The organism is Acinetobacter sp. 1124_18A (genome assembly GCF_052824995.1).
Genome location: NZ_VTDF01000007.1, coordinates 118146 through 131835 on the forward strand (window position 1 = coordinate 118146; position 13690 = coordinate 131835).

Here is a 13690-nt window from a genome sequence, read left to right on the forward strand (position 1 = left end):
ATGGTGACCATAGAACATGCTTTCCTCATACCAGCTGAGATTGACAAGGTTTTCAAATATCTTGCAAACCCAGCTAATGATGCAGGTTGGCAATTGTCGTGTAAGCATTCTGAACTGCTAGACAATACTCCACGTGTGGGCAGCAAGTATGAAATCGGTTTTAGCTTTATTGGACGTGAGATGTCCTTTAAAGGTGAAATCACACATTTAGTACCGAACGAATTGTATGCGTTCAAAGTCGTTGAAGGACCTTTCCTCTACACAGGTACTTACCGCTTCAAACCACATCCTGAAGGTACATGGATTGAGTGGGTGTTTGAGGCTGAGCCAGGCAGCTTTTTTGGTGTATTGCCTCCAGCGCTGCTGAAAAAGATGGTTCTTGCTCAGTTCAAGAAAGATGTTGCTAATCTTGAAGCATTGGCTCAGAAGGGCGAAGCCTATGAGTCGGCTGGTAAAGATAGTAAGCAAACGCATGAGACCACTAAACCACTTCGTAAGACTCATCAGGTGATGGAACAATACTCGCGTTGGATTCTCAAACATCGCCGTATTGTGCTGACAGTGGTCATGCTCTTGACGATTGCCTTGGCATATCTTGCATCTGGCGTAAAAATTATTATTGATCCAGACGCGCTTGCCCCTAAAGGACATCCTTATATCACCTCGACCAAGCTGATTGAAAAGAAATTCGGCTCTAAGTACATGGTCGTGATTGGTATTACACCAAAGCAGGGTGATATTTATCAGCCGCAAGTGTTAGAAAAAGTCAAACGCATTACCGAAGAAGTTGATAATGCTCCGGGTGTGGTTCGATCTACTCTGATGAGTCTGGCTGCGCGTCAGGCCAAAGGGATCACTGCCAATTCGGATGGATTTGATGCCAAGAAACTACTGCCGAACAGTTCTGTAACCGAGAGTGATGTTGATCAGCTGAAAAAACTGCTGGCACTGAATCCAATTTATATGAACTCGGTAGTATCTAAAGATCAAAAAACTGCTGCTATTTTGCTTGAGCTTGAGGAAAGTCCAGAGGGCTTCCAAAAGATGATGGGCCCGATCAACAAAATCGTAGCGGCTGAACAGTCTAAAGATATGACCATCAGTGTTGGTGGTAATCCAGTCTATTTAGATAAAGCTGAAGATTACTCTAAGCGTATCAACATCTTGTTCCCGATTGCCATACTGGTCATTGGGTTATTGCACTTCGAAGCATTCCGCAGTAAGCAGGGTTTGATCCTTCCACTAGTTACAGCTTTACTGGCTGTGGCGTGGGGTATGGGTATGATGGGTCTGTTCAAACAGCCAATGGATATTTTTAACTCTCCTACACCTATTCTGATTCTGGCCATTGCGGCAGGGCACGCCGTGCAGTTGCTCAAGCGATACTATGAAGACTTTGATCGACTGACTGCCCAAGGGATGGAACCTAAAGCTGCGAATAGCGAAGCCGTGGTGCAGTCTATGGTTCGTGTCGGTCCGGTTATGATATTGGCTGGCGGAATTGCCGCGGCTGGATTCTTCTCGCTGTTGACCTTTAATATTCCGACTATTCGCTCATTTGGTATTTTTACAGGAATCGGGATCATCAGTACGCTGATCATTGAGATGACTTTTATTCCTGTACTTCGCTCGATGCTACCACCACCTTCGGTTACCAAGGTTGCACGCAAAGGTCTACCAATCTGGGACTGGATTCCAAAACGCATTGGTGATGCCATTTTGTCAGTTCGTCCACGAATGATGCTAATGACTGCGATTGCGGCAATTGGTGTATTTCTTGCGATCGGCACGAGTCGTATTGTGGTAGATAACGATAGCCGTAACTTCTTCTCGCGCGACCTACCAATGCAGCAAGACGACAGATTCTTGAATCAGTCTCTTGGCGGTACAAACAGTCTCTACATTATGGTCGATACGAAGGTTCGTGATGGTATTGAAAACCCAGACATCCTAAAAGCGATTGATAATACAGAGAAGTTCGCGAATTCAATCCCAGAGGTCGGTAAAACAATCTCTATCGTGGACTATATCAAGAGAATGAATCAGGCAATGAATGCCGATCAGCCACAAGCATTTCAGGTCCCTGCAACCAAAGATGTGGTTGCGCAGTATTTGCTGTTGTATTCAATGTCTGGTGAACCAACTGATTTTGAATCTTACATTGATCCGACTCAGCGTTATGCCAAGATCACGATTCTGTTAAAAACAGGTAGTAATCACCGTATTAAAGAAATCCTTGAGTCGCTAAAAACATATATGGCGGGTCAATTGGGTGATAAAGCTGTCGTGAGTTTTGGTGGTGATGTGACTCAAACCATTGCTTTGACTGAAACGATGGTTCACGGCAAGCTCATGAACATTCTACAAATTTCATTTGCCGTATTCTTTATCTCAGCGCTAGTTTTCCGTTCGCTTTCAGCGGGACTCATTGTCCTGACGCCACTTCTATTCTCGATTCTTGCGATCTTTGGTGTGATGGGCTGGCTCGACATACCACTCAATATTCCGAACTCCCTTATCTCGGCCATGGCTGTTGGTATTGGTGCAGATTATGCCATTTACTTCCTCTATCGCTTGCGAGAAATATTGAGTGAAGAGGGTGGTGATATCAAAGATGCTATTCGTAAAACTTTAAGTACGGCTGGTAAGGCTTCGCTTTTTGTCGCGACTGCTGTTGCTGGTGGGTATGGTGTATTGTCCCTATCGCAAGGCTTCCATGTGCATCAATGGCTAGCGATGTTTATTGTAATTGCGATGCTTTTCAGTGTATTTGCAACTTTAATTATGGTACCTACAATGATTCTAATCTTGAAACCTCGTTTTATCTTTCCTTCAAATAAGAAGAGTATTACCGTTGCGCAAACTGTTGTAACAAGTCTTTTGTTGGGTACGGCGCTCACAATGTCGATGCCTAAAACATCTTATGCAGATGAAGTTCAAGATATTGTTAATCGTAGTGATGACGCCTCTAAGTTTTTGAGTTCAAGTGCTAGTGCCAAATTTGTGCTGACGTCTAAAAATGGCGAGCAACGCGTACGTTTGACTAAAAATATGACCAAGCTGGCTGGAAATACTCAGAACAATATGCGTTTGACTGAATTCATCTCACCAGCAGATGTACAGGGCACCACGACGCTGTTGATTGAGAATGCAAAAGGCAGCGATAGCATGTTTGTCTATTTGCCAGCATTGAAAAAAGTACGTCGTTTGGCATCGGCGAATAAAGGTGATGCTTTTATTGGTACGGACTTTAGTTATGGTGATGTACTTGGTTATAAGTTAAGTGACTGGAAGTACACTAAACTTGCAGATGGTAAATTTAATGGCAAAGATTGCTACACGATTGAAGCAACGCCAATCAATAATACTGTGAAGAGTGACTTTGGTTATAGCAAACGTCGTATGTGCATAATGAAAGACAACTTCGTTACAGCAACCATCGACATTTGGGATACCGCAGGTAAGCCGTTAAAGCATATTGAATTCACAGATATCCGCCCTTACGGCAAAGTGAAACCAAGATGGCAGGCCATGAAATCTATGGCAAAGAACCTGCAAACTCAGCATATGACACAAGTTATCGTCAGTGATTTTGTCGCAGAGAAAACCTTATCTGATAAGATTTTCTCACCGCAGAGTCTTGAGAAATGACGCAAGGTGCCAATTGGGTATTTGCATGCTGCAGTAGCTTTATGCTACTGCAGCACGCTTATGCAGATGACAGCGAAATTAGTTTCGTGAGCCAGAACTCGGCTAGATTTGATGTGTGGTCATCGGATCGTGATTTAAGTTCATTAAAAAACATTGGACAAGCAAGTCTCTGGTCCAATGGTACGCTCAAGTTTAATCCAGAGTTTAAGATCCATTACGACATAAATATTGGAGACGAAACGGACCATACTGTAAACCCAGATCAGGTGAGTAAGGTAAATCGTAACTTACGTGAGTTGTATGCTTCTTATAACTGGGATCAGACAGTCTATGTCGACGTTGGTCGCCAGATTGTAGTCTGGGGGAGAGCTGATGGAATTAACCCAACGGATAATCTATCGCCCCGTGACTATACGCGGCTGGTGCCAGAGGAGACAGATCAACGTCTTGGAAATGATGCTCTCAAATTGACATATATTCCTGAATCAGGAACCAATAAATGGACAGTATTATGGTATCCGCGTAGTCGATCAGATGTAATCCCATTGCGCCAGATTGCTGGTGTCCAGTATGAAATAGATAAGAAGAGCCGTCCTGCATTTGCAGTGCGGTGGGATTACTCTGTAGATGGTCTTGATGTTGGTGCATCGTATTTCTCAGGTTTGGATCATATGCCCGATCTGTCAGTTCTTTCAGCATCTCCAACAGGGGAAGCTACATTGCAACTGAAAAATAATCCTATGTCCGTCTATGGATTTGATTTCAGCTATAACCATAACGATATCGTGTGGCGCGGTGAAGCGGCATATACGCACACTGACTCGAACGGTAGCGAAGATATTACGCATAAAAAAAATAATCTGACCGTGGTCATGGGGCCAGAATTAGCATTGAAGAATTCAACGCTAAGTTTGGTTGGCGTATACAAACATACGGAGGACTTTAGATCTGCCGACAGCCTAACAAATCCATCATTGAGTGCAGTCTACCGTTATCAGCAAACAATCAGTAACCAATATGAGCAAGACCAGTATGGAGCTATGCTGCGCTATGCACTTAACTTACTGAATGATAATCTGAAATTAGAAGTCACAGGATTCTATTTTGCACCAGAGCCTACTGAATTATTGAGAGTACGTATTAATTACAGCCTTGATGATCATTGGCAATTGAATGTAGGTGGAGATCGCTTCTGGGGCAGAAATGACACGGTGCTAGGACAATTTAGAGATAACAGTCTGGTGTATGCTCAGGTTCGATATAATTTTTAAGATAATTCGCTCCAAATAATGCTGGAGTTTGCAGTCCCTAATAAGGTGATTTATGGGTAATTTAAATAACGCAAAAAAAGATAATTTTTCACGGAAGACCATATTAGTAACAGGCGCGGCAGGTTTTATTGGCAGTAGATTGATCGTTGAACTTCTGCGTGAAGGCCATCAGGTGATTGCTGCGCTGCGTAATGCCACAACCAAGAAAGATAAACTGTTAGGTTTCATTGCAACAGAAGGGCTGGTCGATCCGTCTATTTCGTTTGTCGAATATGATTTAAGCCGCGATTTTAAGCTGGACTCTCTGTTAGCAGATGCTCAGGCAAAGATCCATGTGATTTATCATCTTGCTGCATCATTTAATTGGGGCATTAGCAAAGCTGAAGCTGAGCGTACCAATATTAAGTCAGGACTTGCCTTGATTGAATGGGCTGCAACATTGAAGCAGCTTGAGCGATTTATCTGGATTGGCGGATATCGTGTGGCTGCTCCGCCACAAGAGTCGGCTGATGAGTTGTATTGCAAACATGGTGGCTATGAAGCTTCAAAAATTTTGGGGTATCAAGCTTTCATTGAGGCCTGTAAGCGTTTAAATGTGCCATGGACTGCAATAAATCCTGCGACAGTCATTGATGGTTTCTATACATATGGCGACATGCAATATATTGGTGTCGCTGACATGATTGATAAGCTATATCAGGGACGTCTGCTGGCATTGCCAGGTGGCCGTGACACATTCCTGCCACTGTGCAATATGCAGTATATCGTGAGCTTTCTGATCCGAACGATGTCTTATCCTGAGACCATCGCTCAGGAATATATGTTGCTTGATCCTGCGACACCCAAGTTTCATAGCTTGGTTCACCTAGCTGCGGAGCACTTAGGAGTCAGCGCACCACATTTACAACTACCCAAAGGTCTATTAAAGAAATTGCCTGAAGTATTGCTTGATGGTTCTAAAGAACAACTCTCTTTCATTTCTACTGAGCACTATAATGTCGCTGGGGCAGAGGCGATGGCAGCGAAAATGGGTATCGCGGACCTAATCAATATCAGTCCTTATTTCTCTCACTGGATTGATCGTCTTGTGCTTACACGTTTTGGTCGTATGCAAGTACCAACCCCTAGTTGTTTCAGCTATCAGAACCGATATTGGACAGAAATTTATACTAAACAGCCGATTAGTTCTGACCCATCGTCTGCATTATTTTTACATGGCATTCCATTTGATAGTGCATGCTGGTCTCCAATCATCAATAAAATCACACATGATCAGATCGCTATGATGGACTTGCCGGGACTTGGACGTTCAGGTAGTTATGAGATGATGGAAGATAACAACCGTCAGTTTATCGATGCTGCTTCAAAGCTCTTAGCACCAAATAGTGTTGTTGTTGCACACTCACTAGGGTGTCTCTTTGCATTGAATCTTGCAAAGAAATATCCAGATAAAGTTGCACGCCTTATCCTCATATCGCCTTATTTTGTTCAAGCCCAAGCGGCTAAAATGTTTCAGATAAAAGCTATATCTAATCTGATTTTCCGTTTTGTACCAAAAGATGTGATTGCTAAAGACCTACATCCAGATGGACAACAAAATCCGTCTGTTGGTTATGCGATGGATTCATTACGTCGAGTGTCGGTAGCCAAGCATATTAGTGAGTATATGCACCGAATTAGTTTGCCGCAGCAGCGAGCAACTCAGACAGCTTTGTTAAACGAGCTTCGCTCTAAAGTTGAAATCATTGTTGGAGAGAACGACCCAATTGTTACCACAATAAGCGCAGATATCCCTATACATATTATCGCTGGCGCTGGCCATAATCCACACGTTACACATGTAGATACGGTTTCTGACTACCTCATACCTGTTCTGGCGAAGTACAACAGCACTACAGTTTCCTAATGTCTGATCGTGCCCAAGTACAGGTTTATGTCTGCCCAGTTTCACGGGTACCACAAGACCATTTGGTATTGAGTCATTATCTCGGCTTTCTCAGTTCGGCAGAGAAGCTGAGATATGATCAATATCACCCTAAGGCGGCTCGTCTTTTCTTGATCTCTCGCGTATTAGTGAAGACTGTATTGGCAGATAAGCTAGGCATTTCTCCGCATGAGGTCAACCTCCAATTACATCCCAACGGCAAGCCTTTTGTAGAAGGTAGCAAGACTGTGTATTTTAATCTTACTCACTCAGCGGACGTTATTATTCTTGCTGTGACTGAAGAAGGGGAAATAGGAGTTGATATTGAAGAAGTGGATCGTGAGTTCGAGTGGATGCGTGTCGATAGTGTGTTAGACCTAAGTGAAATTGAGTGGATTAAAGAGAATGAACTCGCTGATCCAGTCAGTGTATACCCACGTTTTTTTCAAATATGGACCTTAAAAGAAGCCTATATCAAATGTACTGGCGAAGGAATGAGTCGTCATTTAAAAATGCTCAACTTTCATGTGTTGCCTGAACATGTATTGTTTCTCGATTCAACCAATGGTGCTCAAAAGACAGAAGAGTATTATTTTGAAAGCTATATATATGATTCTAACTTCATCTTTTCTATATGTTTACAACAGAGTCGTAGCCTAGAAAGATTTAGTTTGGATTGTTTTCAATTATTACCTTTTATATCTATGCATCGAATAACCCCAACCCCTTGCAAATATAACTAGATTAAATCGTTATAACTGATGATTTAAAAATGTAAATCTAGTAATGAAATACTTAGCCTTGAGTCGGGTCATTCTCAAAAATATGCCGTAAAACGATATATAGTAAAAATTATGAATCAATAAAAAGAAAAAAGCCCCAGTCTTTCGACTAGGGCTTTTTAAATTTGGAGCGGGAAACGAGACTCGAACTCGCGACCCCAACCTTGGCAAGGTTATGCTCTACCAACTGAGCTATTCCCGCATATATAAGCAGTTTTTACGAAAACTTTCTCAAAAAAAACCAATTTGGAGCGGGAAACGAGACTCGAACTCGCGACCCCAACCTTGGCAAGGTTATGCTCTACCAACTGAGCTATTCCCGCGTGCCGCTTATAATACATTAAGCGAAACATGGGTCAACAACTTTATGCAAATAAATATGCTGATTGCATAAAATAAAATCAGAAATGAGTATTTAGATGTATTTTTATCGTTAAGTTGCCGAATAAATAGACATTTTGTTTGAAGCCAAAGCGTACAAGAGCAACTTTTGTTTGTGTGTAGACAGGGTATACTAGGTGCAAATATACGAATAATCGTAAAAGGAAAAGCTATGAGCCTTGAACAACAATTGATTGAACGGTTACAAACCCTTGCACCCAGCCATTTGGAAGTTATCAATGAGTCTGCCGGACATGGAGGTTATTTCCCAGGTAAAGAGTCACATTTTAAAGTGATTGTAGTGAGTGAAGAATTTAACGGGTTGCGTTTGGTTCAACGTCATCAAAAAGTTTATGCCTTAGCTTCAGACTTAATGAATCCAGGTCAAATTCACGCTTTAGCAATTCATGCTTATTTACCAAGTGAGTGGCAAGGTCAGGCACCTGCTAGCCCAGAATGTGCACATGCACCTAAAAGCTAAGGGCTAATTTCATGGATGCACATTTACTCACTAAAATTATTCATATGACTGCGGTGGCTGCCGCACTTATGGTTTTTGTCTTACGCGCTTCAACTTTGTTCGTGGGCGTGCAAGGGGAGCAACCAAATCCGGCGGGACGCAAAATATTAGTTGCCTTACAGCATCTATCATTTACCGTAGTTTTTATTACTGGCGCAATTTTATTGGTCATGAAAGACTTTCAGGTAGAGCCGTGGTTTTACGCTAAAATTATTCTATTTTTAGTCTTGTTATCTTCTCTGATGAAAGCCTTTAAAAAAGATGACACTCTTTCATTGGCACAGCGTAGGGCTGGTTTAATGATTAGCGCTATCGCATTTATTGCTATTATTATTTTAGTGATTATGAAGCCTGTTTTTGCTTAATTGTTCTACATTCTTTGCCTTTTTGCTTAAGCTCTAGGTTAAACTGCGTACAGTAAAAAAATATGCAGAGGGAAACATGTTAACTCGTGTGGTGTTTAACCAAAAAGGCGGTGTAGGGAAATCAAGTATTACTGTAAATTTGGCCGCAATTAGTGCCAAACATGGCTTCAGGACATTGGTCATCGATCTTGATCCTCAAGCCAACTCTAGTCAGTATCTTTTAGGGGATGACGCAACTTATTCTGCTGAAAAATCAATTTTAGAACCCAATATCGAAAATTTCTTTGATGATGTGTTGGGAAACAATCAACAAAAGAGTTTAATCGGCAATGCATTAGGTTCGATTTTAAAAGCCCCACGAAATAAAGATATTGATAGCTTTGTACACTCAACTCCTTTTGCAAAATTAGATGTGCTTCCTGCTAGCCCAACACTTGGTGCTCTTGAACATGCACTTGAAAGTAAACATAAAATTTATAAATTACGTGATTCAATTCAAAACTTAATTGGACGATATGATCGTATCTATATAGATACACCACCTGCATTTAACTTTTTTACTTTATCGGCACTCATAGCAGCAGATAAAGTCTTAATTCCCTTCGATTGTGATGTCTTTTCAAAGCGTGCGTTACAAACATTGATTGAAAATGTTCTCGAAACGCAAGATGATCATAATGATCGCTTGGAAATTGAAGGAATTGTCGTCAACCAATTTCAAGCTCAAGCAAAATTACCTCGGGAAGTGGTTCAGCAGTTGAAAGATGAAGGGTTGCCTGTACTTAATAGCATGTTACCGCCTTCGGTTTTAATGAAAGAATCGCATCAGAAAAATTTACCTTTGGCTCATTTGGCACCAGAACATAAATTGACTCAAGCTTATGAGACATTGTTTGGTGAAATTGAGCCAAAACGATAAGAGAAAAATGATGAAAGGCTTATATATTGCGCCTTTGGTGGCAGCCACTTTATTACTCGGCGCTTGTGCTACGACGGTAAAACCGACTTACGTGTCTCCGACTCAATATCAATCTTTGGGCTGTCAACAGCTACAAAGTGAATATAACCGTATCCAACAATATATCGACAATGGTGTCCAAACTCCGAAAAGTACCGGTATGGGTGTTGGACTTGGACTCGGCGGTGGCTGGGGACGAGGCGGTTGGGGATTCGGTCCATCTATCTCTGTAAATATGGGACAATCTTCTTCAACAAAGAATACCGAACTTTCACGTGTTTTAGGTCAGCAAGAAGCAATAGTTCAGGCTGCTCAGTTTAAGAATTGCCCAATTATTGTTCGAAAAAGGATCAGTTAATAGTCGATTTTGCATCACAATATGCTAATTAAGGCATATTGTGATGAATAAAGTTTAGCAAAATGTTTCATAATAAAATTAATATAAATCAATACATTTTAAATTTTAAAGCTTAATAAATCTTGTATTTTCTATAATCAAAAGCCCTCACAAACTTGCTATATTTTGCCTATTTCGTTTAAGGTGGCCCCATCTTTGATGTTGTGGAAATTTTATGATTGAGAGTTGGTTTTTTGTATTGGCAATGTTGGCTGTTTTGCTCATTCCGGGGCCGACAAATGCTTTACTTGCAACCGCTGCTCATTCTCAAGGTTTATCTAAAGCATTCTGGCTTATTCCAATGGAATGGTTAGGCTATGCCTACGGTATTAGCTTTTGGGCTGTATTTATTCATTTGGCTGCTCCAATTTGGCCGGCACTACTGCTCATTTTGCATATTACGAGTGTGTTCTATGTATTCTGGCTTGCTTTTCATTTATGGAAGAACACGCATTTACAACAGTTCAGTCAAAGTCATCGCAATATTCGCCCTCGTCAATTATTCTTATCTACCTTAAAAAATCCTAAAGCTTTGCTGTTTGCAGCGGGTATCTTTCCTGCTGAAGCATGGAATTCACCTGAAAATTTTCTTATGGTATTTGGTGTTTTTACATTAATCCTAATTCCGGCGGCAAGCTTCTGGATGATTTTTGGACGGGCATTGCTAGCGGGACCAATTAAAAAAATAAAAGCCGATCATTTATATAAAGGATCGGCCATGTTACTCATTTTATGTATGCTTCCGGTGGTTTTCCGTTTCTTTTAATTAGTCTCGAACATTGGCTTTTCGGTTTTTGAGCTTTTCACGTATAAATCCGATGATGCCTGGTAATACGCTAATAATAATGATGCCGAAAATAAGGTGGGTAAAGTTATCTTTAACGATTGGCATATTTCCAAATAGGTAGCCTAAAGTTACAAAAGAAGCGACCCAACAGAGTGCTCCAATCAAATTATAAGTTAGGAAGAACTTATAGTTCATGCTACCAGCCCCAGCAACAAAGGGTGCAAAGGTACGGGCAAATGGAACAAAACGCGCAAAGATAATGGTTTTTCCACCATGGCGCGCAAAGAATTCTTGAGTTTTAACTAAGTGCTGTTTATTAATGAATCGGGAATTCATTTCAAACACACGTGGACCGATAAAACGTCCAATATGGTAGTTTACCGTGTCACCTAAAACGGCAGCAATGAAGAGTAGAGTGCCCAGTACCCATGGATCCATCGCACCTGTAGACGCGGCTAAAGCACCAGCTGCAAATAGCAAACTATCTCCCGGTAAGAACGGCATAACCACTAAACCGGTTTCAACAAAAATAATTAAAAATAGAATGCCATAAATCCACGTCCCATAATTTATAATAAATTCGGCGAGATGTTGATCAACGTGTAGAATAAAATCAAGAAGTTCCATGATAAGAGCAAGTGGTAAACCGTGCTCAAATCCTAGCAGTGAGCCTATAGAAAGTCAGTATAAAACATCAAAAAAATACAAATTGATCATCTCGTTTATGCAACGATATATATGGATTTTGAGTATTTAATTATCAATGTCCCAAACCTAGAATGAGCTCATCAATAAATAAGCATTTAAATAAAGGTGGCAATATGTTTAATCCAAATGTAGTGGTCAAAAATATCGTAACGCAATCAGGCGCAGACAGTTTCATTAGCCTTGTTGCGCGTCTTCTTATCGCCTATATCTTCCTTGTTGCTGGTTGGGGGAAAATTACCGGTTATGCAGCAACTGCTGGATATATGGAAGCAATGGGGGTTCCAGCTGGAATTCTTCCTTTAGTTATCTTGGTTGAGTTCGGTGGTGGTTTAGCCTTGTTATTTGGTTTTCAAGCACGCTTTGCGGCTTTTGGGCTTGGGATCTTTAGTATTCTTACTGCATTTTTATTCCACCAAGGTGGTGCTGATGCAGCGGCGCAATATAACAATGGCATTCATTTTATGAAAAACCTTGCAATGGCAGGTGGTTTATTCTTCTTGATGCTTCATGGTGCTGGCCGTATTAGTCTGGATCATGCAATCGAGAAGTAATATTTAAGACAACAATAAAAAACCGGATGATCAATTCATCCGGTTTTTTTTATTTCTATGATTTGAAAATTAGAGCATGAACTGAATTTGTAATTCCCCGACAACAAAACCAAGTACTGCACCAACTGCAATGAGTGCCCACTCATCTTCTTTAAATGCAGGGCGTAACATGCCTTCAAATTCAGAAGGCGTTAATTTCTGCATGCGTTCAATTAAAGTACTACGAATATTCATGGCATCTTCTGCATAAGACTCTACGTATTTCATAGTCTCTGGAAGCCGTTGCATAATGCGTTCAGCAACTTGCGATTTCATATTCTGATATTTTTCTCCGCCAATTGCATATACAACCAATGGGCGAATAACACCAGCTTGCATATCAATTTCTTGTTTTACATGACGGTTAACCAGATCAATAACACGATCAGAATGTGTACCAGAAAATAATTCTTCCATCATATGACGTGAAGTCAGAAGCTGTTTAGAAATGAGCGCAGCATAGTCAGCTGCAACTTCATTTTGACGTTTGATAAATAAACCTTGCCATGTATAACCAAATATTTTTTTAGGATAAAGAGGTCTAAACATCATTTGCAGTGCAATCCAGTCACTGAAAAAACCCACAAAGCCGCCAAACATTGGAAGCATCCACGGGTATTTTCCTTGCGTGACGATCCAGCAAAACATTTGGATCACACCAATACCAAAACCGAAGAAAAATCCGACATTACTGAAAAATTTAAATTCTTGTTTGCCCACTCGTTTAAAAATGTTGTTGAGTAGGCGTTTATCTTTAAGCAAGTTGCTAATAACCAGATGTTTAATATCAAAATATCGGTTCACATCACGTTGTACTTCACCCATGATATGTTCAACAATCTCAGGTGCTTTTGATTGCACACGGCGAATCAGTCTTTGACGCGCAAACTCTGGCATGCCTTCCCATAACCCAGGCTGATATTCTTGCGCAACGTCACGGGTAATATCTTCAGCTGCGGCCAGCAATGGTTTTTCTATTTCTTTAGCAATACGTTTTGGATCTAGGCGGGCAAAAATTTCTTCAGGTTTAATGAGTTTGGCTGTCATCAGTTCAACAGCAATTGTTGCCATTTTCTCGGCTTTGCGTGGCACGATGCCTTGCCAACCTAGAAATGGTTTAATGCCTTTAAATTCAAGTGGCGAAAACATCATTTGAATGGCAATCACTTTGGTGATGTAGCCAATTAAACCACTCATAAAAGGAATAGAGATATACAACCAAAAATGTTGCTGGAAATCTGCAATCATAGTTTGAAGCATTGTTGTTCCTTGGATTTCTATTGATTTTGATAGGGGGCAACAAGCCATAAAAATGGATAATTGTTTAAACACAGACAAATATCGCTTATGGTATTT

At 40.9% G+C, this 13690-nt stretch carries 12 protein-coding genes and 2 tRNA genes; 10 read left to right on the forward strand and 4 right to left on the reverse strand.

Annotated elements, in window-relative coordinates; translation table 11 throughout:
- The 4 genes from FY048_RS14715 to FY048_RS14730 are packed head-to-tail and all read left to right on the forward strand — an operon-like array spanning window position 1 to window position 7589.
- Window positions 1-3651 carry an outer membrane lipoprotein-sorting protein gene (locus FY048_RS14715; RefSeq protein WP_446091634.1) on the forward strand — a complete coding sequence of 1217 codons (3651 nt, stop codon included), beginning with the start codon at window positions 1-3 and terminating at the stop codon, window positions 3649-3651.
- Entirely contained in the window at window positions 3648-4922 is a 1275-nt protein-coding gene (locus FY048_RS14720) for a porin (protein WP_446091635.1), read from the forward strand. The genes FY048_RS14715 and FY048_RS14720 overlap by 4 nt, the downstream gene beginning before the upstream one ends.
- A 52-nt stretch (window positions 4923-4974) precedes the next feature.
- A complete protein-coding gene (locus FY048_RS14725; protein ID WP_446091636.1) occupies window positions 4975-6828 on the forward strand; it encodes an alpha/beta fold hydrolase in 1854 nt (617 codons plus the stop codon).
- The gene (locus FY048_RS14730) at window positions 6828-7589 is read left to right on the forward strand and encodes a 4'-phosphopantetheinyl transferase family protein (protein WP_446091637.1); all 762 of its coding nucleotides are present in this window, start codon (window positions 6828-6830) and stop codon (window positions 7587-7589) included. Before FY048_RS14725 ends, FY048_RS14730 begins: the two co-directional genes overlap by 1 nt.
- Window positions 7590-7754: 165 nt before the next feature.
- Here the strand turns inward: FY048_RS14730 and FY048_RS14735 are convergent.
- Window positions 7755-7830, reverse strand: a tRNA-Gly gene (locus tag FY048_RS14735).
- 45 nt (window positions 7831-7875) lie between these two features.
- Window positions 7876-7951, reverse strand: a tRNA-Gly gene (locus FY048_RS14740).
- A 230-nt stretch (window positions 7952-8181) separates the two neighbouring features.
- On the opposite strand from FY048_RS14740, the gene FY048_RS14745 reads away from it, so the two are divergent.
- The 5 genes from FY048_RS14745 (at window position 8182) to FY048_RS14765 (ending at window position 11015) form a co-directional block, all read left to right on the forward strand.
- Window positions 8182-8490, forward strand: coding sequence for a BolA family protein (locus FY048_RS14745; RefSeq protein WP_000051228.1), 309 nt, complete (start codon window positions 8182-8184; stop codon window positions 8488-8490).
- Window positions 8491-8501: 11 nt separating this feature from the next.
- On the forward strand, window positions 8502-8894 hold the full coding sequence (locus FY048_RS14750; RefSeq protein WP_446091638.1) for a SirB2 family protein: 393 nt from the start codon (window positions 8502-8504) through the stop codon (window positions 8892-8894).
- Between the two features lie 76 nt (window positions 8895-8970).
- Complete coding sequence (locus FY048_RS14755; RefSeq protein WP_016139600.1) at window positions 8971-9813, forward strand: ParA family protein; 843 nt, start codon at window positions 8971-8973, stop codon at window positions 9811-9813.
- A 10-nt stretch (window positions 9814-9823) separates the two neighbouring features.
- Entirely contained in the window at window positions 9824-10210 is a 387-nt protein-coding gene (locus tag FY048_RS14760) for a hypothetical protein (RefSeq protein ID WP_446091639.1), read from the forward strand.
- 214 nt (window positions 10211-10424) lie between these two features.
- Window positions 10425-11015, forward strand: coding sequence for a LysE family translocator (locus FY048_RS14765; protein ID WP_016139599.1), 591 nt, complete (start codon window positions 10425-10427; stop codon window positions 11013-11015).
- Here the strand turns inward: FY048_RS14765 and FY048_RS14770 are convergent, their stop codons facing one another.
- Entirely contained in the window at window positions 11016-11663 is a 648-nt protein-coding gene (locus FY048_RS14770; RefSeq protein WP_016139598.1) for a DedA family protein, read from the reverse strand.
- Between the two features lie 194 nt (window positions 11664-11857).
- On the opposite strand from FY048_RS14770, the gene FY048_RS14775 reads away from it, so the two are divergent.
- Window positions 11858-12295, forward strand: a complete 438-nt coding sequence (locus tag FY048_RS14775) for a DoxX family protein (RefSeq protein ID WP_003655588.1) — start codon at window positions 11858-11860, stop codon at window positions 12293-12295.
- A 69-nt stretch (window positions 12296-12364) separates the two neighbouring features.
- Here FY048_RS14775 and FY048_RS14780 read toward each other — a convergent pair whose 3' ends face one another.
- Window positions 12365-13582, reverse strand: coding sequence for a DUF445 domain-containing protein (locus tag FY048_RS14780; protein WP_170834095.1), 1218 nt, complete (start codon window positions 13580-13582; stop codon window positions 12365-12367).
- Between the last annotated feature and the right edge of the window lie 108 nt (window positions 13583-13690).

Bases quoted from the DNA above. Each gene is read 5' to 3' on its own strand.
- FY048_RS14715 (WP_446091634.1), top strand. From the start codon at position 1: ATGGTGACCATAGAACATGCTTTCCTCATACCAGCTGAGATTGACAAG.
- FY048_RS14720 (WP_446091635.1), top strand. From the start codon at position 3,648: ATGACGCAAGGTGCCAATTGGGTATTTGCATGCTGCAGTAGCTTTATG.
- FY048_RS14725 (WP_446091636.1), top strand. From the start codon at position 4,975: ATGGGTAATTTAAATAACGCAAAAAAAGATAATTTTTCACGGAAGACC.
- FY048_RS14730 (WP_446091637.1), top strand. From the start codon at position 6,828: ATGTCTGATCGTGCCCAAGTACAGGTTTATGTCTGCCCAGTTTCACGG.
- FY048_RS14745 (WP_000051228.1), top strand. From the start codon at position 8,182: ATGAGCCTTGAACAACAATTGATTGAACGGTTACAAACCCTTGCACCC.
- FY048_RS14750 (WP_446091638.1), top strand. From the start codon at position 8,502: ATGGATGCACATTTACTCACTAAAATTATTCATATGACTGCGGTGGCT.
- FY048_RS14755 (WP_016139600.1), top strand. From the start codon at position 8,971: ATGTTAACTCGTGTGGTGTTTAACCAAAAAGGCGGTGTAGGGAAATCA.
- FY048_RS14760 (WP_446091639.1), top strand. From the start codon at position 9,824: ATGAAAGGCTTATATATTGCGCCTTTGGTGGCAGCCACTTTATTACTC.
- FY048_RS14765 (WP_016139599.1), top strand. From the start codon at position 10,425: ATGATTGAGAGTTGGTTTTTTGTATTGGCAATGTTGGCTGTTTTGCTC.
- FY048_RS14770 (WP_016139598.1), bottom strand. From the start codon at position 11,663: ATGGAACTTCTTGATTTTATTCTACACGTTGATCAACATCTCGCCGAA.
- FY048_RS14775 (WP_003655588.1), top strand. From the start codon at position 11,858: ATGTTTAATCCAAATGTAGTGGTCAAAAATATCGTAACGCAATCAGGC.
- FY048_RS14780 (WP_170834095.1), bottom strand. From the start codon at position 13,582: ATGATTGCAGATTTCCAGCAACATTTTTGGTTGTATATCTCTATTCCT.